A 19,277-nucleotide genomic window follows, 5' to 3' on the forward strand; every position below is an offset into this window, starting at 1 on the left:
CACCACCGACTAAAATATACTACAAACCACCATAACAAAACTATTAGCAGCCCAAACAAAAAAAGCCCCGCAAGAGCGGAGCTTTTTCAATACCAACGACAGATTAACTTGCTACAACAGTAACAAATCTGCGATTCTTGGCACCTTTAACTTCAAACTTGATAACACCGTCTGCAGTTGCAAACAATGTGTGATCTTTACCACAGCCAACATTTACCCCAGGGTGAAACTGAGTTCCACGCTGACGAACGATAATGTTGCCTGCTTTAACTACCTGACCGCCGTACATTTTGACACCAAGTCGTTTCGACTCCGAGTCGCGGCCGTTACGGGTACTACCACCTGCTTTTTTGTGAGCCATCTGTTTTCTCCTCTAGCCGCTTACGCGTTAATTCCAGTAATTTTAACTTCTGTGTACCACTGACGGTGACCCATCTGCTTCATGTGGTGCTTACGACGCTTAAATTTCAAGATCTTAACTTTATCGTGACGACCGTGGCTAACTACTTCTGCAGTAACCTTAGCGCCTTCAACAACAGGAGCGCCGACTTTGATATCATCGCCATTAGCAACCAACAACACTTTCTCAAACTCTACAGCGCCACCAGTTTCTACTTCAATTTTTTCTAGCTTCAGCACTTCACCTTCAACTACACGGTGCTGCTTACCGCCACTAACAATAACTGCGTACATATAAATCTCCGACTACCCGCAGGCAGTACCATCTATTACTCGCGCAAATATAAAGCACCAGCCAGTGCATTTACGCGAACAAATTCATATACAAATTCGTCTTCACATCCAAACTTAACTACCTGCTTCTACTGGAAGCACTCTGTCAACCATATTGCAGGGCGGTTCTGAAGGGCGCGTAATTATATTAAAGGCAATAAATATCTGCAAGTCTAAATTTCACCCAATCTTCCAATGCACTAAAAAAACATGCTTATCGCAAATTCTGGCGAGGAACCCCTTGTGCAGACGCCTTAGAACTTGACAGCCGGACAGCCACCCCATAGCATTCCCTGCCAATATACCGATGATGACGACAGCTAAACTCATTTAGCTCGTTCCAGCCATCTGTCACTACATAATATCAACTAGAAGTATCTGAGCATTACTATGCAGGCACAACAAGTACTCGAAACAGTCGCCAGTGATTTTAAACAGGTTAACCAGCTAATCGTAGAACAACTTTCTTCTGACGTTCCATTGGTTGAAAAAATCGCACACTACATTGTTGAGAGTGGCGGCAAACGAATGCGCCCTTTGCTCGTTCTTCTAACCAGTAACGCCCTTAACTATAAAGGCAGCGACAATATCAAGCTGGCAACCATTATCGAGTTTCTGCATACAGCAACACTTTTACATGACGATGTGGTTGATACCTCTGACTTACGCAGAGGCAAAGCCACCGCCAATGCAAAATGGGGGAATGCACCTAGCGTACTGGTTGGCGACTTTCTATACTCTAGAGCTTTTCAGATGATGGTTCAGATTAGTAGCATGCCCATTATGAACATTTTGTCTGACGCTACAAACGTTATAGCAGAAGGTGAAGTTTTTCAGCTAATGAACTGTAAAAACCCTGACGTAACCGAAGAAAACTACATGGAGGTCATCAAGAACAAAACAGCCATGTTATTTCAGGCCGCATCCCACAGCGGTGCTGTTGTTGCTGAAGGCTCTCCTGAGCAACAAGCAGCTTTAAGAGATTACGGACTTCACTTAGGCCTTGCATTCCAACTAATAGATGACGTCTTAGATTACACCGGATCAGCCGAAGACATGGGCAAAAACGTTGGTGACGACCTTGCAGAAGGCAAGCCCACCCTACCTTTAATTTACGCTATGAAGCATGGCTCAAATGAACAGGCTCAGATGATTCGCAACGCGATCAGAAAAGGCGGCCTAGAAGACCTGTCACTGATAAAGTCTGCCGTTCAAACGACTGGCGCGCTTGATTACACCATTAACAAAGCAAAGGAAGAGTCAGACAAAGCAAAGGCTTGCCTTAATACACTACAAGACTCAATCTACAAAGACGCTCTTTTTGCATTGGCAAACTTAGCCGTTGACCGCAACCACTAATAGACTATCGATGAAGCACCCCTACAAAATACAAAGAATCATGCCCTTGCATGATTCTTTAATGTACGCCAACGACTCGATTTAGTGCAAGAATCTATTGACTACCAATATAAGTACATCTGTATAATAATCTTATTTATAACCCGCGCTTGATCAGGACGATATGCTCCAAGCGTTTACTGCCGGAAACTTAACCCAAGAGCATCAACCTTTATGCAGCAACTATCTGATTTGGATGCATCCTTTCTTTATTTAGAAACTGACAACTCACCCATGCTGATCGGTGGGATCTATGTTTTTGATAACGCTCAAAGAGAAACCCCAATGAATTTTGGTGAGTTTTACTCTTTTATTGAATCCAGACTGCACGTTGCCAGCTTTTTCCGTCAACGCCTAGTTGAAGTGCCACTTAAGCTAGACCAACCCTACTGGGTTGATGACCCAGAGTTTGAGCTATCGAAGCACCTATCGTATGTCACGCTCATCGGCGAAGATAAAGACACCCAACTAACTGAGCTTGCAGCAGCGTTATTTAGCAAGCCAATGGAGAGAGATAAGCCCCTCTGGTCAATTACCTTTGTTGATGGGCTTGAAGGGGACCCCAATTTACCCGAGAATGGCTTTGCGATGATCGTCAGAATACATCATGCAGCCATCGATGCCCTTAGTGGTGACGAAGTGATGAGTTCACTACTCGACTTTTCTGAAGCTACGGCTAACATCGAAAAAATATCCGCATGGAATCCGTCTCCGCTACCGAGCAAATTCAGATTAATAGGCGGCGCCTACGGAAATGCACTAAGCACCCCGCTTAGACTAGCCAATATTGCTAAAGACACTGCCGCCTCGACCTTTTACTCAGTCTTGCTCCAAAGACTGCGTAACCTAAACCTCCCTCCTGCGCTATTTAGCGCACCAAGGACTATTTTCAATAACACCATCAGCGATAAACGCGCACTACATTATGTAGAGATACCGTTAGAGCGCATAAAAAATATTCGTAAAGAGATCGATGACTGCACCATCAATGATGTTGTAATGGGGATCTGTGCCGAGGCATTGCACCGTTTTTTAAAGGATCACAACGCAACACCTAAATCCCCCCTTATCGCGATGACCCCCATCTCGGTAAGATCTAAAAGCTTAGAAAGAAAAACCGGCAACCAACTTTCGGCTATTATGCTATCGCTAGCCACAGATATTACACACCCTATAGCCAGAATCAAAAAGATTCATGAGAATGCCGTTATTTCTAAGACTTATAGCCAAGCGATTTCTGCAGGACGCCTAACAGAGCTTATCCCCTCTAGTATTGCAGCCTTATCCGCCAGGATTTACACAGAATTTCAGTTAGCTCAGCGCCATAAGCCGCTATTTAATATTCCAATCACCAATATACCTGGGCCACAAAAACCGCTTTATATGAACGGTTCAAAACTAATAAGCCAGATCGGCACAGCCCCGCTCTTTGATGGCATAGGCCTTGTTTTGGTCGTGGTAAGTTATAATGGAAAAATAACCATCAGCGTTACATCTTGCCCGTCAATGGTCGAAGTTCCAGGGAGTTTTGAAAACTATTTACTAAAAGCGGTTGATGACATTGAGCAAACGCTTCATACCCCGGTTCCAGCAGAAGCATTATCTGACGACTCAACTGAACAAACATCTACGTTAGCTCAGATGCGATCAGGTTTTATCAATGATATATCAGGTCTTTTTGGCAACCTATTTAGCAGCAGCGACACAAGTAACGCTGAGAAAGATAGCGCTGAAATGGATGGCACTGAAATAAGTAGTACTGAAAAAAAATAGAACCGGCAATCCGAGTAGCACTGACACACCTAATAGAAGGCCATAAAAAAGCCCGCTTAATGCGAGCTTTTTTATTTTTTGATGCAGCATATAAAATGCCGCTCATGCCAAAAAACTACTTAAACGCCCACTTAAGAAACGCTTTCTTTTCATCAGTGCTCGCACTATCCCAAAGAACCTTTAGCGCATCTATCGTCGGCAATGCTCCACCTTGAGTGGCAGTAGCCCTCACAGGCACAGCAGTAGGTGCAACCATACTTGTTTCGCTTGCAACCCCACTCACAGCTGCGACACTCGCAACAGCAGTTGCCGCTACGGCAACATTACCTTCACTTGATTGCCCTGCTGTAGCCGCTACAGCAGCAGTGTTTTCAGTTGCGTCACCTTCAACATAAAGCGTTGATTCAGCTACAAAACGATCTGACGAATCTACTAGCGTCGCCTTAAAGCTATCTACGTTAGCTCTTGCCGCTCTTTTATTTTCAGGGCTTTCAAAGTTAAAACGATATACTTCGCCCACTTTTGCATTAAAACGAATCATCATGGGCTTTGTTACAATCAATTCAGCATTCGACTCACCAATTTCTTTCTTTCCAGGCTTTGCCCAAAGTGTTTCATGTGTAAACGTAATAACATTAACCCCTGGCAATAACTGATAATTCAAATCTAACTCGGGTATCAGATATTTTTTTACTTCTTTACCATTAACCGATAACACCTCAATACCATCAGAAACAGACAGCACCGCTGAGCGAGATGGATCTACTTGAGGACCATCATAGGTTTTCACTAACGAGGTTGATGAACAACCCGACATTACCAATAATACCAATAGAGAAAGCCAGACCCTCTGCAACTTACCTAATACCAACATTCACTTATCCTTTTGACGATAACTTAACATAAGGGTTAATTGTCACTATTACGTTAATGTTATGCAATAGCCATTAATGGATTAAACTCACTTGTTAACATCAAAAATTGTTGAAAAAATAGGCAAGTATTGTACAGTGTAATGATAATTAGAAAAATAATGCACGTTATGGGGTATAAACAATGGCTCTTAATACACACAAAGTTGAGGCGCGAGGCGGCGAACCAAGCGAAGTTCCATTTAGAAGCAATCGCTTTTTTTGCGTTGGACATAAATGGTATTTCTCTACTCGAGAAGGCTTCGATAGTGGCCCTTATGCAGATAGAGATCGAGCTCGAGTGGGCTTAGATCGATTTCTACATATCGTCAGCCTATTGCCAGGCAGCAACAGGGTACATTAAAAGCGTAACGCAGTATCGCCTTACCCTTACTTTGCGCAAGGGGGAATAGTTGCGGATAAGACAAAAATAAGCTTACTTAAAGCGAAAACGCTAGTAGCTGTAAACACATCAACGCATATATTCCCGCCATCACGTCATCAACCATTATCCCAAAGCCACCCGTTATCACTTTATCCGCGGTTTTAATCGGCCAGGGCTTCCAAATATCAAATATTCTAAACAGCACAAATCCAGTCAACATCCATACCCACCCAGCAGGTGCAGCAATCATCGTAATCCAGTAACCGACAAATTCGTCCCAGACTATTCCGCCATGATCATGAACACCTAGCGCTTTAGATGCCTGATCACAGAGCCAAACGCCCAATATAAACGTAACCACGATAAACCCTAAGTAAAGCCACAGAGGCAGGTATTGAAGGGGTAAATACAGCAAAACAGCCATCGCCGTACCGAACGTGCCCGGTGCTTTCGGTGCACAGCCGCTACCCAACCCAAAAGCTAAAAAATTAACTGGGTTTTTCAGAAACCCTTGCGGAAGCTTTTTCACTTAAATACTCCTGTCAGCCAGACACTAAACGTCAATTCATCTATTCAATCTAAAAATGGGTATAGCCTTTGGGGCTTAACACGCGCTCACTACCGTCTTCATATTTCATTTTTAGCCCGCACTCGCTTGATACAACCCCAACAACACTGACGGAGTCAAATAACGCCTCGTTTTTCAACTTTTCATAGCAAGCCTCAGGCATACAAAAACATAGCTCGTAATCATCCCCCGCCGTTAATGCAAGTGATAGCGATTGCCCCTCCATTTCGGATAACAACGCCACTGATCGGGGAATGTTATTTTCGTACAGTAAGCCACCTACACCTGAGCGTTTGGCAATATGGCTAAAGTCGGCGAGCAAGCCATCAGAGATGTCAATTGCAGCGGTTGCATGCCCTCTAAGGAAACACCCAAGCGCTATTTTCGGTTGTGGACGAAAATAGCGTTCAAGAAAATGCCTACTATTTTCTGTGGTTGCGTCAGGGGTGGATTCTAGCTCAAGAAAGCCTAATGCAGCACCCGCATCGCCCAATGAGCCTGACACACAAATCAGGTCTCCCGGTTGAGCACCTGATCGCTTAATCGCTTGACCGGCAGGAACAAGACCATGAACTTGGATCGATATCGTTAGCGGCCCTTTTGTCGTATCTCCACCAATCAATTTAATCTGATATTCATTCGCCAGCTCAGACAACCCTTGAGAAAAGTCTGATAGCCACTTAGGGTCACTTTCAGGCAACGTTAACGCCAAAGTGAACGCTACAGGTGTTGCCCCCATCGCAGCTAAGTCACTTAAACTGACAGCCAAACAACGATAACCTAAATGATAAGGCGTAATACTTTCAGGAAAATGGACACCGCTCACTAGCGTGTCAATTGAAAGGCATATTTCATGCCCGGGAGGTGTACGCAAAATCGCGCAGTCGTCACCAATACCTAGAGGAATAACAGGGGAATCAAACGAAGATTCATCAAACGCCCCCACATTACCAAAAAAACGAGAGATTAACCCAAACTCATCGACTGAGTGATTAGTCATCTCGTTATACCGCGTAACACAGTTTATTTTCTGTGCTTGCCACGTGTCTCTTCTGCACGCAATCTAAGCGCTAACTTATCAAGAACACTATTAATGTACTTGTGGCCATCGGTGCCACCAAATTTCTTGGCGAGTTCAACCGCTTCGTTTATAACGACACGGTACGGCACATCAACTCTGTGCTGCATCTCATAGGTGCCCATGCGCAAAAGGATCATCTCTATCGGGTCAACGTCTTGCACAGGTCGATCAAGAAACGGCTCTATCTGACTATTTAAGTCAGATAGATGCTTGGGTATTCCACGAAGCAATTCTCTAAAGTAGGTAACATCCACTTTAGCCATATCGTTATCGACTGAAAATTCAGCCTCGATTTGAGAGACATTCGAACCCGAAAGCTGCCATTGGTATAGCGCTTGTAACGCTAAAGAGCGGGACTTACGACGTTGCGCAATCCCCAATCTAGCGTTGTTTTGAGAGTTATTGGCAGACTGATCGCTCACCGGCCTTACGCTCCCATTCCGTTAAATAAGCTGACCATTTCTAACGCAGACAGAGCAGCTTCACCACCCTTGTTACCTGCCTTAGTACCTGAGCGCTCAATCGCCTGTTCAATACTATCTACAGTCAACACGCCAAAGACGATAGGTAGGTCAAGATTAAGTGACACAGACCCCAACCCTTTAACACATTCGCCTGCAACATATTCAAAGTGAGGCGTTCCGCCACGAATAACAGCACCTAGTGCAATAACGGCGTCATACTTTCCTGTTTTTGCGACTCTCTGAACAGCCACAGGAATTTCAAATGCGCCTGGCACTCGGTAGATTTCGATATCTGCTTCTTCTATGCCGTGACGCTTAAGCGTATCAATCGCGCCTTCCAACAAACTTTCTACAACAAAGCTATTAAAACGACCTACTACAATCGCATAGCGACCACTGCAGTTTCGAAAATCACCTTCGTGTGTTTTTATAGACGACATCTAAATCTCCAACATTAACAAGTGGCGAACCACTGACATTCAAATTCAATAATATTTCATCACCCATGCAAAGAATATTTTTACACGGGTAAATTAAACGCTATGGCTGATAAGGGATGTATTCAACAACCTCAAGATCAAAGCCTGATATTGCAGAGAACTTCATAGGCGCACTAAGTAGCTGCATTTTACGCACACCCAGATCGTTCAAAATCTGCGAGCCAGTACCCACCGTCTGATAAACACCAGAGCCTGCTTGCGCTGCGCCTCGTGTCTTCTTAGGGGTAAAAAACTCTGTCACACGCGCTTCCAAATCCGCATCTGAGTTGGTGCTTAATAAAACCACAACCCCTACACCTTCAGCAGCAACCCTTTCAAGTGCTCGATGTAGTGGCCAACTAGAAGAACCTTTCTGTCTAGCACCCAGTAAATCTCTTAAAGTGTCAGCCATGTGAACCCGAACAGTAACCGGCGTTTCTTGATCAATATTGCCTTTCACCATAGCAAGGTGCGTTTCACCCTGAATCGTGTCTTTATAAGTGACCAGCTTGAATTCGCCATACTCAGTATCAATCTGATACTCGTCTACTTTCTCAACGGTCTTTTCATTTAAGGCACGATAATGAATAAGGTCTGCGATGGTACCTATTTTCAAGTTATGCTCTTGAGCAAAGGCTTCCAAATCTGGCCGTCTGGCCATCGTGCCATCTTCGTTCATAATCTCAACAATTGCGGCAGCAGGTTCATAACCGGCCATTCTAGCGAGGTCGCAACCCGCCTCAGTATGCCCTGCTCGGCTAAGTACGCCACCTGGCTGCGCCATTAGCGGAAAGATATGTCCTGGCTGCACGATATCTTCTGGCTTAGCCGTTCGACTAACAGCAGCACGAACAGTATAAGCTCTATCAGCTGCAGATATTCCCGTTGTAACACCTTCGGCTGCTTCTATTGATACCGTAAAGTTGGTTTGGAATTGCGCCTGGTTTGAATGAACCATCAGCGGCAACCCTAAATACTTACAACGCTCATCGGTCAGAGTAAGACAAATAAGCCCGCGCGCATGCTTTGCCATGAAGTTAATATCTTCAGGCCGCACTTGCTCCGCAGCAATAATAAGATCACCTTCGTTCTCACGATCTTCATCATCCATCAGAATAACCATTTTACCCTGACGAATATCTTCAATAATCTCTTCTATGCTATTGAGCTCCATTGAGCCACCCTTTCAAGAATTTAACATTTTAAGACTTCAGACATTCGTGATAAGCCTTAGCATTATCAATGAAGTCTAATCGTTTATTGGATTTTTGCCTGCATAATTCATTAGCCAAACGATCTAAGGGCTTATAGCCCTTGGGTTTTAAATAGCTAACAACGCGTCAGAAACCCACACTCTTACTTTAAAAATCCATTATTCGCCAAAAAATCCATATTGATTTTTGAACCACTATCACTTGAAGGCGACGTGCTTCCGTCACCAAAGGTCAATAGCCGTTCTAGATATCTGGCGACCAAGTCCACTTCAAGGTGAACATTACAACCCTGTCGATATTCATTAATGACCGTTTCTGCTGCCGTATGCGGCACAATATTGAGTACAAATTGAGCCCCGGACACAGAGTTCACTGTCAAACTGACACCATCGACGGTAATTGAGCCCTTTTCTGCAATATATTTTGCAAGGTCTTCAGGTGCATTGATAATAAAACGAATAGATCGTCCATCATCATAGCGGTCAACCACCTCTCCTACACCGTCAACGTGGCCACTCACCATGTGCCCACCTAATCGGGTCGATAATGTCAGTGCTTTTTCTAAATTAACGCGCGTACCCACGCTATATCCACTCATTCGAGTGTGCGTCATGGTTTCATTGGAAACATCAGCCCAAAAACCATTATTTTCGAGTGTTGTGACCGTCAAGCAAACACCATTTACCGCAATACTGTCGCCCAGTTTAACATCTGAAAGGTCCAGTGTATCTGTCTCGATAAAAAGTCTACTGTCACCACCTTGAGACCGTATAACGCCAATTCGTCCTATTGCTTCAATAATACCGGTGAACATCAACGCTACCTTTTAAGTTATTCCGTCTCTAATTGATAGATGAAACGAATATCGTCTCCTACGACTCGGCTCTCTAAGAGCTTCATCGGTATTTGTTGAGACATCTTATCAATCGGAAGATTGAGCAACGGTCTAGCTCGACTGCCCATCAATGTAGGGGCCATATAGAGCCAAAGTTCATCGACCAGTTGCTGATACACAAAAGCTCCAGCCAATGTAGCACCCGCCTCAATCAATACTTCATTACAGCCTTGAGCGGCCAACCAGCTCAATAATAGCTTTAAATCAACACGTCCGTTATCAGCAGCAAATGACTTAAACGATATTTGGTCTGAATTTTTTAAGTCGTGCTCGATCCCTTTATTGCCTGCCATAGCGACAACAATTTTACCGCTCAACTCTACTAATTTTGATTCCGATGTAATGTCACCTTCAGAATCAACAACCACCCTTAAAGGCTGTCGCTCCGCTATTGCTTCAGCGTTTTCTAAGCCTAGCTCGTTTGCCCTCACCGTTAGCGATGGGTCATCGAGATTGACTGTACCTGAGCCGGTAATAATGGCCGAACTTCTAGCCCTCAACCGCTGTACATCTTGTCTTGCAGGCGCACCCGTAATCCACTGACTTTCACCTGAAGCCATGGCGGTTCTACCATCGACACTCATGCCCAGTTTTACCCGAACCAACGGAAGGCCTGTTTTCATACGCTTAACAAAGCCGGGGTTAAGTGCTTCAGCTTCAGCTTGAAGTAAACCGTACTCAACAACGATGCCGGCATCTCGTAGTTTCTGAAATCCACTGCCTGCAACCAACGGATTTGGGTCTTGCATAGCAGCAACAACCCTACTGACATTGGCTTCAATTAATGCATTACTACACGGTGGTGTTCGACCAAAATGACTGCAGGGCTCTAAGGTAACATAAGCAGTTGCGCCTTCTGCCTTCGCACCCGCTTCGAGCAGTGCATTTACCTCTGCATGGGCTTGTCCCGCTTTCTGGTGCCAGCCTCTACCAACAATGCAACCGTCTTTGACAATGACACACCCTACTCTCGGGTTAGGATCTGTCGTATATAACCCCTTATTGGCGAGCTGAATCGCCTCAGCCATATAAATTCGGTCTTGGTCAGTCATTATTAATCACATCCACACAAAAGAATCAGGCGTTTTGGTCCTGATTGGATAAACGATCAATCTCTTCTTTGAATTCGTTAAGGTCTTGAAAACTACGATAGACAGATGCGAAACGAACGTACGCAACCTCATCTAGTTTTCTTAATTCTGTCATCACTTCTTCGCCAACAACCATTGACTTCAGCTCTCGCTCACCGGTTGCACGCAAGTGATGCTTAATGCGGTTTATTGCTTGCTCTATTTCTTCAGTGCTTACAGGGCGTTTTTCAAGCGCTTTGATAAAACCTGCACGCAACTTGTCTTCGTCAAAAGGCTGTCTAGTTCCATCATGCTTAACGACTCTAGGCATAACTAGCTCAGCAGACTCGTAGGTTGTAAAACGCTCTCGACATGATAGGCATTCACGGCGGCGCCTTACCTGCCCACCACCTGCAACCAAACGGGAATCGATAACCTTGGTATCTTCTGCACTACAAAATGGGCAATGCATGGTGTCTTCCTGTGATGAGGGTTAGCTTCGATGAAGCGCTTAGAGAACTAATACAAAAGGTGAGCAATGCCCACCTATCGCTTACGTTTATAAACTAGGTTAGTACGAACCAGATTAGTACATACTAGATTAGTACACACTTAGCCTTTATAAACGGGGTGCTTTGCACAAAGCTCAATTACTTTCGCTTTAGTGCTGGCAATCACGTCTTCGTTATTGATGTCGTCAAGAATATCGCAAATCCACCCCGCCAGAGCACGTACTTCGGCTTCTTTGAAACCACGACGAGTAACAGCAGGTGTTCCTATACGAAGACCACTGGTAACAAATGGCGATCGAGGATCATTAGGAACCGCATTTTTGTTGACGGTGATATTGGCACGACCTAAGGCTGCATCTGCATCTTTACCGGTAATATCCTTGCTGATCAAGTCAACCAAGAACAAATGGTCGTCAGTACCTTTAGATACGATATCTATACCACGCTCCATGAACACTTCAACCATGGCTTTGGCGTTATCGGCTACTTGCTGTTGGTATACTTTAAACTCTTCAGTCATGGCTTCTTTGAAGCAAACAGCCTTAGCTGCAATAACATGCATCAAAGGCCCCCCCTGACTTTCAGGAAACACAGCAAAGTTCAGTTTCTTCTCAAGTGCTTCGTCCGCTCTTGCTAAGATCAAACCACCTCGAGGACCGCCTAATGTTTTATGGGTCGTCGTGGTTGTAACATCTGCAATATTAACAGGGCTAGGGTAGACGCCTGCAGCAATTAAACCTGCAACGTGTGCCATATCAACAAATAAATACGCACCGACTTCATCAGCGATTTCACGGAAACGCTGCCAGTCAACAACACGCGAATAAGCAGAGAAACCTGCAACAATCATTTTTGGCTTATGTTCACGTGCTAATTCAGCCACCTGATCATAATCGATTTCGCCCGTACCCTCTTTCAAGCCATATTGAACAGCGTTATAGATACGACCAGAAAAACTAACTGAAGCGCCGTGCGTTAAGTGTCCGCCATGCGCTAAGCTCATACCCAAAATAGTATCGCCGGGCTCACAAAGTGCCATGTAAACAGCCGCATTAGCTTGCGAACCAGAGTGAGGCTGAACATTAGCGTAATCGGCGCCAAACAGTTCTTTAGCTCTATCGATCGCTAATTGCTCAATAATATCTACGTGCTCACAGCCACCATAATAACGCTTGCCAGGGTAGCCTTCTGCATATTTGTTAGTTAATACAGAACCTTGTGCTTCCATGACTCGAGGACTGGTATAGTTCTCTGACGCTATCAGTTCAATATGTTCTTCCTGACGCTTAGCTTCTGCTTCCATGGCAGCAAAAACTTCATCGTCAAATCCAGCAATAGTCATATCTCGAGTAAACATCTGCAACCTCTACCCTAATTCTCAATGGATGGACCTTCGCTTTATAACGAGACCCAATAAAAAGGCGATATTTTAAACTAATCTTCGCCATACATCACTACACAGCATCGATTTATTGCCATTCATTCAATTATCGGCTAGTTTTTGCGTCTATTCCTTGGCTTATTCACTTACAGGTTTCAAAATAATGGCCCAATACGTATATACGATGAACCGAGTGGGAAAAATTGTCCCCCCTAAACGAGAAATTCTTAAAGATATCTCACTTTCATTTTTCCCTGGCGCAAAAATTGGCGTACTGGGGCTCAATGGCGCAGGTAAATCAACACTTTTACGCATTATGGCCGGTGTTGATACTGACTTTCATGGCGAAGCACGCCCACAACCCGGCATCAATGTAGGTTATTTGCCTCAGGAACCACAGCTTGACGAGACAAAAGATGTTAGAGGCAACATTGAAGACGGTGTTAAAGAAATCAAAGATGCACTGGTCAGAATAGAAGAGGTTTATGCGGCCTATGCCGAGCCAGACGCTGATTTCGACGCGCTAGCCACTGAACAAGCAAAACTGGAAGCGATTATTCAAACATCGGACGGCCACAACCTTGAACGCACACTAGAAGTAGCCGCCGACGCGTTAAGACTTCCACCTTGGGATGCAGACGTTAGCAAGCTCTCTGGAGGTGAAAAACGCCGTGTCGCACTCTGTAAGCTATTGCTTTCAAAACCTGACATGCTTCTGCTTGACGAACCGACTAACCACCTTGATGCTGAAAGTGTTGCATGGTTAGAACGTTTTTTACACGACTACGCAGGGACCGTAGTTGCTATCACTCACGACCGTTACTTCCTTGACAATGTCGCCGGCTGGATTCTCGAATTGGACCGCGGTTACGGCATTCCTTATGAGGGAAATTACTCCCAATGGCTAGAAGCAAAAGACCAACGTCTTGAGCAGCAAGGCAAACAAGAAGCCGCTCACCAAAAAGCCATTAAAGCCGAATTAGAATGGGTGCGCAGTGGCACTAAAGGTCGTCACTCTAAAAGCAAAGCCCGACTACAACGCTTTGAAGATCTTAACTCTCAAGAGTTCCAAAAGCGTAACGAGACAATGGAAATATATATTCCACCAGGACCTCGCCTAGGCGACTTAGTCATAGAAGCCAACGAGGTTGAAAAAAGCTTTGGTGATAAACTCCTCTTTAAAGACCTAACCTTTAAAGTGCCACCTGGCAGCATTGTGGGCGTTATTGGGGGTAACGGAGCCGGTAAATCAACACTCTTCAAAATGGTAGCAGGGCTTGAAAAGCCAGATAGCGGTGACATCAGGATTGGTGAGACCGTCGAGGTAGCCTATGTCGATCAAACTCGAAATCTTGATAGCGACAACACCGTATGGGAAGAACTCAGCGATGGGCAAGACATCTTACAAATCGGGAATTACCAAACTCAATCCAGAGCTTATGTCAGTCGATTCAATTTTAGAGGTAACGACCAACAGAAGCGCGTTGGCGACTTATCAGGAGGCGAACGAAACCGCCTACACCTAGCCAAACTGCTTAAGCAAGGCGCTAACCTTTTATTGCTTGATGAACCGACTAACGACCTCGATGTTGAGACATTGCGCGCACTAGAGGAAGCCATCTTGGCATTTCCGGGTTGTGCTATTGTTATCTCGCACGATAGATGGTTCCTAGACCGTATCGCTACTCATATTCTGGCTTTTGAAGGTGATAGTGAAGTGGTCTGGCATGAAGGTAATTTCTCTGACTATGATGAAGACCTGAAGAAGCGAAAAGGCGAATCAGCAAAAACACCTCAACGCTTAAAATATAAAAAACTAGCATAAAGCCCTAAGCTAGCTGAGCGGGTTGAAACGACTCGCTCAGCCTTAAAAGTCATTCACTAGCCTTCCAGTCAAATACAGCTATAGTTAAGAGTGATATCGTTAGGCTAACCATTTAAAGACTGACTAGAGGGATCCATGGATAGCAAACACGCCAATGACGACAAACGCCATTTTAGCCGTATATTGTTTGATGCAAACTGTACGCTTCATCAAGGGGAGTCAGAATGGTCTGCCGAGTTACTTGATATTTCCTTAAGTGGCATGCTGGTAAACTGTCCAGACTTACCTCAAGCAAACCTTGATAACCCCTTCGAAGCCGTTATTGCATTGTCAGACGCTGGCGAGTCGATTGTGATGTCGATAAAATTGGTCCATAAAGAGTCAAGCCACCTTGGGTTTAAGTGCGAGTATATAGACATTGATAGTATCACCCACCTCAAACGACTGGTAGAACTTAACCTTGGTGATTCTGAGCTGTTAAATAGAGAACTAAGTGCTCTCACTCACCATCAACAAGAAATAACTTAAAAGCGAGTTAGCCGATAATGTTAAGCGCTTCAGATAACTTTTGAACGGCTATAACCTCCATTCCGTCAATCGGTTTCTTAGGCGCGTTAGCCTTGGGCACAATAGCTCTTTTAAAGCCGTGTTTCGCCGCTTCATGAACTCGCTCCTGACCACTGGGTACTGGGCGTATTTCACCCGATAGCCCAACCTCTCCAATAATCACCATATCTTGTGGTAAACAAATACTTCTAAAACTCGACACCACCGCCAACAAGGCCGCAAGGTCAGCACTGGTCTCCGTCACCCTGACGCCCCCCACGACATTAACAAAGACATCCTGATCACCACAGTGCAGACCGCCATGCCGATGTAAAACAGCCAACAACATCGCCAAGCGATTTTGATCAAGCCCGATAGCCACCCGCTTTGGGTAGTTCATTTGGCTTTCATCAACCAGTGCCTGCAGCTCTATAAGTAGTGGACGCGTACCTTCCCAAATAACCGTCACACAACTACCTGGCATCTGCTCTTCTGATCGATTGAGAAATATAGCACTAGGGTTAGTGACTTCTCTCAGGCCATTTTCTAGCATCGCAAATACACCTAATTCGTTAACTGCACCAAATCGATTCTTGATTCCACGCAGAGTACGAAAGCGACTATCATCTGAGCCATCAAGCATGATAGAGCAATCAATCATATGCTCGAGTACCTTAGGGCCAGCGATCGAACCTTCTTTTGTGACATGCCCCACCAAAAATAAGACTGTACCAGTCTGCTTAGCATAACGCGTTAACATCGCAGCACTTTCACGCACCTGCGAAACACTGCCCGGTGCAGACTCTATCCCCTCCATATGTACGACCTGAATACTATCCACCACCAAGACCTTGGGTTGCATTTTTTGAGCGGCTGAAATAATGGATTCAACATTGGTTTCAGATAGCATCTGTAAATTATTGGTCTTAATGCCCAGTCGCGTAGCTCGCATAGCGACTTGCTGCAATGATTCCTCTCCCGTGATATACAAGGCAGGCATACTACCCGCGAGATAACACATAGTTTGCAGCAACAAGGTACTCTTACCCGCCCCTGGAGAGCCCCCAATGAGTATGGCTGAACCCGGTACTAACCCACCGCCTAAAACTCGGTCGAACTCGCCAATCCCCGATGTAAATCGAGACTGCTCTTCAAGGTTTATATTATCAAGCGATTGCACCTCGGAAAGCTTACCGGCATAACCTTCAAAGCGAGCGTTTCTCGGTGAAGATGGTTTGCCAACTTTAAATTCACTAATCGTATTCCATTGACCACAATCTGAACACTGACCTTGCCACTTACCGTACTCTGAGCCACAGTCAGTGCAGACATAAGCTGTTTTTGCCTTCGCCATTTTTATCCCATATCTTTAAAGCAGAATTAAAATTAACCTTGCACCAGAATGGGTCGATTATTCAGGTTAATATCTGCTACTCTTTAGCCCATTCAGACAATATAAAATAATAATAACGGCAAAACGATCGAACAGATAGGCGACAACCGATTATTACGGTCAAAAAATACTAATAATCAAACCTAACAACAATGACTCAGGAGATAGATAAGTCATGAAATTGGAAACCATAGCGATTCATGCTGGCTACAAGCCCGACCCAACGACTAAAGCGGTAGCAGTTCCACTCTATCAAACAACTTCTTTTGCGTTCGACAGTACTCAACACGGCGCAGACCTATTTGACTTGAAAGTACCTGGCAACATTTATAGCCGCATCATGAACCCTACCAATGACGTACTTGAACAGCGCATGGCTCAAATGGAAGGAGGCGTTGCAGCCTTGGCCATGGCTTCAGGCATGGCGGCCATTACCGCTTCAATTCAAACCATTTGTGAAGCTGGCGAGAATATCATCAGCGTTAGCCAACTATACGGCGGCTCATACAACCTGTTTGCACACACATTTCCCAAACAAGGTATTGAAGTACGCTTTGCGGACGGAAACAACCCCGCGTCATTTGCCGAACTAATTGACGATAAAACTAAAGCTATATTTTGTGAATCCATTGGTAACCCTGCCGGTAATATTGTCGACATACAAGCACTCGCAGATGTTGCACATCAGCATGGCGTCCCGCTAATCGTTGATAATACCGTCGCAACGCCTTGCCTATGCCGCCCTATTGAGTTCGGCGCTGATATCGTTATTCATGCTTTAACCAAATACATTGGTGGCCACGGAACAACTATTGGCGGCATCATTATTGACTCAGGCAAGTTTCCATGGGCTGATCATAAAGAACGCTTTGCAGTCCTGAACGAACCTGATCCGTCATACCATGGCGTAGTCTACACAGATGCGTTTGGCCCTGCTGCGTACATTGGTCGCTGTCGAGTAGTTCCTCTCAGAAACATGGGCGCCGCACTATCCCCCTATAATGCATTAATGATTATGCAAGGCTTAGAAACACTGGCTTTGCGTATGGAAAGACATTGCGAAAATACTCAAAAAGTAGCGGAGTTTTTAGAGAATAGACCTGAAGTCGCTTGGGTTAATTATGGCGGCCTAGAAAACAGCCCATTTCATGCTCTTGCACAGAAATATATGAAGGGAACCCCTTCTGGTATTCTCTCATTTGGTATAAAAGGAGGCATCGAAGCAGGTTCGAAGTTTATTGATGCATTACAACTTATTGTTCGCCTCGTAAATATAGGTGATGCCAAGTCTCTTGCATGCCACCCTGCATCAACCACCCACAGACAACTTAGCCCTGAAGAGCTTGCAAGTGCAGGTGTTTCTGAAGATATGGTACGACTCTCCATTGGTATCGAGAATATTGACGATATCTTAGAGGATATTGTTCAGTCTCTTGAGGCTTCTCAGACGTAACCTCAACCGACACACAGGTGGAACACGATCCTATAAAAAAGGCGGCCCATTAAATTGGCCGCCTTTTTAGGTTCTTAGCAGGTTAAGAGCGTGCTCTAAGACTGATGGTACTTAGGGCTCAGTTCATGAACGGCTTCAACAAATGCTTTAGCATGCTCAGGGTCAACAAACTGATGTATGCCATGCCCAAGATTGAAAACATGTCCGCTACCATTACCATAAGCGCTTAAAATGCTTTCAACTTCTTTTCGAATCGTTGCAGGAGACGCATAAAGAACACTTGGATCCATGTTTCCTTGTAGCGCTACTTTATCGCCAACCAATCCTCGAGCAACACCAATATCTGTCGTCCAATCAAGCCCTAGCGCATCAGCACCTGCATCTGCCATTTGAGGCAACCACTGACCACCGCCCTTGGTAAACATGATAACGGGCACTTTACGCCCATCATGCTCTCGAATCAGACCATCTATAATCTTCTTCATATATTGCAACGAGAATGTTTGGTACGCTGCATGGCTTAAGTTGCCACCCCAAGTATCAAATATCTGGACTGCCTGAGCACCGGCTTTAATCTGCTCATTCAAGTAATCAATGACTGAAAGTGTTAGTTTTTCAAGAAGCTGATGCATCACTTCAGGTTTGTCGTACATCATCGCTTTAACGTGTCTAAAGTCTTTAGATGATCCGCCTTCAACCATATAGGTTGCAAGCGTCCACGGGCTACCTGAAAAGCCGATAAGTGGAACGCGACCATTTAGCTCACGCCGGATGGTAGTGACTGCATTTAAAACGTAATCTAGATCAGACGTCGTTTTCACCACGGGTAAAGCATCTACATCAGCTTCTGTTCGCACTATTTTCTTAAAACGAGGGCCTTCACCTGTTTCAAAGTACAAACCTAATCCCATCGCATCTGGGATCGTTAATATATCCGAGAACAGAATGGCAGCATCAAGGGGAAAACGCTCCAATGGTTGAATGGTTACTTCACAGGCAAATTCTGCGTTTTTACACAAACTTAAAAAATCACCCGCCTTACTACGAAGTTCTCTATATTCAGGCAGGTATCTACCCGCTTGGCGCATCATCCACACCGGAGTGGTATCTACCGGCTCTTTCAATAGTGCGCGGAGAAAACGGTCATTTTTTAACTCACCCATGTAATGTCTCTCTTTTTACGTTCTCGAAGGCTGA

At 44.9% G+C, this 19,277-nt stretch carries 20 protein-coding genes; 6 read left to right on the forward strand and 14 right to left on the reverse strand.

Annotation, left to right across the window (positions count from 1 at the left end; all coding sequences use genetic code 11):
• Positions 1 to 103: 103 nt before the first annotated feature.
• Positions 104 to 361: a 50S ribosomal protein L27 gene (gene rpmA, locus NKI27_RS16380; RefSeq protein ID WP_265047101.1), complete on the reverse strand. Its 258-nt coding sequence runs from the start codon at positions 359 to 361 to the stop codon at positions 104 to 106.
• 20 nt (positions 362 to 381) lie between these two features.
• Positions 382 to 693, reverse strand: a complete 312-nt coding sequence (rplU, locus tag NKI27_RS16385) for a 50S ribosomal protein L21 (RefSeq protein ID WP_265047102.1) — start codon at positions 691 to 693, stop codon at positions 382 to 384.
• Positions 694 to 1,122: 429 nt separating this feature from the next.
• Between rplU and ispB the strand changes: the two genes are divergently transcribed.
• The gene (gene ispB / locus NKI27_RS16390; protein ID WP_265047103.1) at positions 1,123 to 2,091 is read left to right on the forward strand and encodes an octaprenyl diphosphate synthase; all 969 of its coding nucleotides are present in this window, start codon (positions 1,123 to 1,125) and stop codon (positions 2,089 to 2,091) included.
• 213 nt (positions 2,092 to 2,304) lie between these two features.
• Positions 2,305 to 3,903, forward strand: a complete 1,599-nt coding sequence (locus NKI27_RS16395) for a WS/DGAT/MGAT family O-acyltransferase (protein WP_265047104.1) — start codon at positions 2,305 to 2,307, stop codon at positions 3,901 to 3,903.
• 115 nt (positions 3,904 to 4,018) lie between these two features.
• Here NKI27_RS16395 and NKI27_RS16400 read toward each other — a convergent pair whose 3' ends face one another.
• A complete protein-coding gene (locus tag NKI27_RS16400) occupies positions 4,019 to 4,777 on the reverse strand; it encodes a DUF2057 domain-containing protein (RefSeq protein WP_265047105.1) in 759 nt (252 codons plus the stop codon).
• 182 nt (positions 4,778 to 4,959) lie between these two features.
• Between NKI27_RS16400 and NKI27_RS16405 the strand changes: the two genes are divergently transcribed.
• Complete coding sequence (locus NKI27_RS16405; RefSeq protein ID WP_265047106.1) at positions 4,960 to 5,178, forward strand: DUF6316 family protein; 219 nt, start codon at positions 4,960 to 4,962, stop codon at positions 5,176 to 5,178.
• Between the two features lie 76 nt (positions 5,179 to 5,254).
• Here NKI27_RS16405 and NKI27_RS16410 read toward each other — a convergent pair whose 3' ends face one another.
• From NKI27_RS16410 to glyA, 9 genes are all read right to left on the reverse strand, one after another.
• A complete protein-coding gene (locus NKI27_RS16410; RefSeq protein ID WP_265047107.1) occupies positions 5,255 to 5,728 on the reverse strand; it encodes a phosphatidylglycerophosphatase A family protein in 474 nt (157 codons plus the stop codon).
• Positions 5,729 to 5,777: 49 nt separating this feature from the next.
• Positions 5,778 to 6,767, reverse strand: coding sequence for a thiamine-phosphate kinase (gene thiL, locus NKI27_RS16415; protein WP_265047108.1), 990 nt, complete (start codon positions 6,765 to 6,767; stop codon positions 5,778 to 5,780).
• A 23-nt stretch (positions 6,768 to 6,790) separates the two neighbouring features.
• Positions 6,791 to 7,270: a transcription antitermination factor NusB gene (gene nusB / locus NKI27_RS16420; RefSeq protein WP_406802570.1), complete on the reverse strand. Its 480-nt coding sequence runs from the start codon at positions 7,268 to 7,270 to the stop codon at positions 6,791 to 6,793.
• A 5-nt stretch (positions 7,271 to 7,275) separates the two neighbouring features.
• A complete protein-coding gene (gene ribH / locus NKI27_RS16425; protein WP_265047109.1) occupies positions 7,276 to 7,752 on the reverse strand; it encodes a 6,7-dimethyl-8-ribityllumazine synthase in 477 nt (158 codons plus the stop codon).
• A 100-nt stretch (positions 7,753 to 7,852) separates the two neighbouring features.
• Positions 7,853 to 8,965, reverse strand: coding sequence for a bifunctional 3,4-dihydroxy-2-butanone-4-phosphate synthase/GTP cyclohydrolase II (ribBA, locus tag NKI27_RS16430; protein WP_265047110.1), 1,113 nt, complete (start codon positions 8,963 to 8,965; stop codon positions 7,853 to 7,855).
• A 182-nt stretch (positions 8,966 to 9,147) separates the two neighbouring features.
• A complete protein-coding gene (locus NKI27_RS16435; RefSeq protein ID WP_265047111.1) occupies positions 9,148 to 9,819 on the reverse strand; it encodes a riboflavin synthase in 672 nt (223 codons plus the stop codon).
• Positions 9,820 to 9,836: 17 nt separating this feature from the next.
• Positions 9,837 to 10,952 (reverse strand): bifunctional diaminohydroxyphosphoribosylaminopyrimidine deaminase/5-amino-6-(5-phosphoribosylamino)uracil reductase RibD, encoded by a 1,116-nt coding sequence (gene ribD / locus NKI27_RS16440; protein ID WP_265047112.1) that lies wholly within the window; start codon positions 10,950 to 10,952, stop codon positions 9,837 to 9,839.
• Positions 10,953 to 10,977: 25 nt separating this feature from the next.
• Positions 10,978 to 11,442: a transcriptional regulator NrdR gene (gene nrdR / locus NKI27_RS16445; protein WP_265047113.1), complete on the reverse strand. Its 465-nt coding sequence runs from the start codon at positions 11,440 to 11,442 to the stop codon at positions 10,978 to 10,980.
• A 140-nt stretch (positions 11,443 to 11,582) separates the two neighbouring features.
• A complete protein-coding gene (gene glyA / locus NKI27_RS16450; protein WP_265047114.1) occupies positions 11,583 to 12,839 on the reverse strand; it encodes a serine hydroxymethyltransferase in 1,257 nt (418 codons plus the stop codon).
• A gap of 187 nt (positions 12,840 to 13,026) precedes the next feature.
• Here glyA and ettA point away from each other — a divergent pair, with 187 nt between their 5' ends.
• Together ettA and NKI27_RS16460 are read left to right on the forward strand one after the other, a co-directional pair.
• Positions 13,027 to 14,688 carry an energy-dependent translational throttle protein EttA gene (gene ettA / locus NKI27_RS16455; RefSeq protein ID WP_265047115.1) on the forward strand — a complete coding sequence of 554 codons (1,662 nt, stop codon included), beginning with the start codon at positions 13,027 to 13,029 and terminating at the stop codon, positions 14,686 to 14,688.
• A gap of 135 nt (positions 14,689 to 14,823) precedes the next feature.
• A complete protein-coding gene (locus tag NKI27_RS16460; protein ID WP_265047116.1) occupies positions 14,824 to 15,216 on the forward strand; it encodes a PilZ domain-containing protein in 393 nt (130 codons plus the stop codon).
• Positions 15,217 to 15,223: 7 nt separating this feature from the next.
• Here NKI27_RS16460 and radA read toward each other — a convergent pair whose 3' ends face one another.
• Positions 15,224 to 16,588, reverse strand: a complete 1,365-nt coding sequence (gene radA, locus NKI27_RS16465) for a DNA repair protein RadA (protein WP_265047117.1) — start codon at positions 16,586 to 16,588, stop codon at positions 15,224 to 15,226.
• Between the two features lie 214 nt (positions 16,589 to 16,802).
• Here radA and NKI27_RS16470 point away from each other — a divergent pair, with 214 nt between their 5' ends.
• Complete coding sequence (locus tag NKI27_RS16470) at positions 16,803 to 18,080, forward strand: bifunctional O-acetylhomoserine aminocarboxypropyltransferase/cysteine synthase (RefSeq protein WP_265047118.1); 1,278 nt, start codon at positions 16,803 to 16,805, stop codon at positions 18,078 to 18,080.
• Between the two features lie 95 nt (positions 18,081 to 18,175).
• Here NKI27_RS16470 and hemE read toward each other — a convergent pair whose 3' ends face one another.
• Positions 18,176 to 19,243 carry a uroporphyrinogen decarboxylase gene (hemE, locus tag NKI27_RS16475; protein ID WP_265047119.1) on the reverse strand — a complete coding sequence of 356 codons (1,068 nt, stop codon included), beginning with the start codon at positions 19,241 to 19,243 and terminating at the stop codon, positions 18,176 to 18,178.
• Positions 19,244 to 19,277: the final 34 nt, after the last annotated feature.

The sequence above is a fragment of the Alkalimarinus alittae genome, assembly GCF_026016465.1.
Taxonomy (GTDB): Bacteria; Pseudomonadota; Gammaproteobacteria; order Pseudomonadales; family Oleiphilaceae; genus Alkalimarinus; species Alkalimarinus alittae.

Bases quoted from the DNA above. Each gene is read 5' to 3' on its own strand.
- rpmA (WP_265047101.1), bottom strand. From the start codon at position 361: ATGGCTCACAAAAAAGCAGGTGGTAGTACCCGTAACGGCCGCGACTCG.
- rplU (WP_265047102.1), bottom strand. From the start codon at position 693: ATGTACGCAGTTATTGTTAGTGGCGGTAAGCAGCACCGTGTAGTTGAA.
- ispB (WP_265047103.1), top strand. From the start codon at position 1,123: ATGCAGGCACAACAAGTACTCGAAACAGTCGCCAGTGATTTTAAACAG.
- NKI27_RS16395 (WP_265047104.1), top strand. From the start codon at position 2,305: ATGCAGCAACTATCTGATTTGGATGCATCCTTTCTTTATTTAGAAACT.
- NKI27_RS16400 (WP_265047105.1), bottom strand. From the start codon at position 4,777: ATGTTGGTATTAGGTAAGTTGCAGAGGGTCTGGCTTTCTCTATTGGTA.
- NKI27_RS16405 (WP_265047106.1), top strand. From the start codon at position 4,960: ATGGCTCTTAATACACACAAAGTTGAGGCGCGAGGCGGCGAACCAAGC.
- thiL (WP_265047108.1), bottom strand. From the start codon at position 6,767: ATGACTAATCACTCAGTCGATGAGTTTGGGTTAATCTCTCGTTTTTTT.
- ribH (WP_265047109.1), bottom strand. From the start codon at position 7,752: ATGTCGTCTATAAAAACACACGAAGGTGATTTTCGAAACTGCAGTGGT.
- ribBA (WP_265047110.1), bottom strand. From the start codon at position 8,965: ATGGAGCTCAATAGCATAGAAGAGATTATTGAAGATATTCGTCAGGGT.
- NKI27_RS16435 (WP_265047111.1), bottom strand. From the start codon at position 9,819: ATGTTCACCGGTATTATTGAAGCAATAGGACGAATTGGCGTTATACGG.
- ribD (WP_265047112.1), bottom strand. From the start codon at position 10,952: ATGACTGACCAAGACCGAATTTATATGGCTGAGGCGATTCAGCTCGCC.
- nrdR (WP_265047113.1), bottom strand. From the start codon at position 11,442: ATGCATTGCCCATTTTGTAGTGCAGAAGATACCAAGGTTATCGATTCC.
- glyA (WP_265047114.1), bottom strand. From the start codon at position 12,839: ATGTTTACTCGAGATATGACTATTGCTGGATTTGACGATGAAGTTTTT.
- ettA (WP_265047115.1), top strand. From the start codon at position 13,027: ATGGCCCAATACGTATATACGATGAACCGAGTGGGAAAAATTGTCCCC.
- NKI27_RS16460 (WP_265047116.1), top strand. From the start codon at position 14,824: ATGGATAGCAAACACGCCAATGACGACAAACGCCATTTTAGCCGTATA.
- radA (WP_265047117.1), bottom strand. From the start codon at position 16,588: ATGGCGAAGGCAAAAACAGCTTATGTCTGCACTGACTGTGGCTCAGAG.
- NKI27_RS16470 (WP_265047118.1), top strand. From the start codon at position 16,803: ATGAAATTGGAAACCATAGCGATTCATGCTGGCTACAAGCCCGACCCA.
- hemE (WP_265047119.1), bottom strand. From the start codon at position 19,243: ATGGGTGAGTTAAAAAATGACCGTTTTCTCCGCGCACTATTGAAAGAG.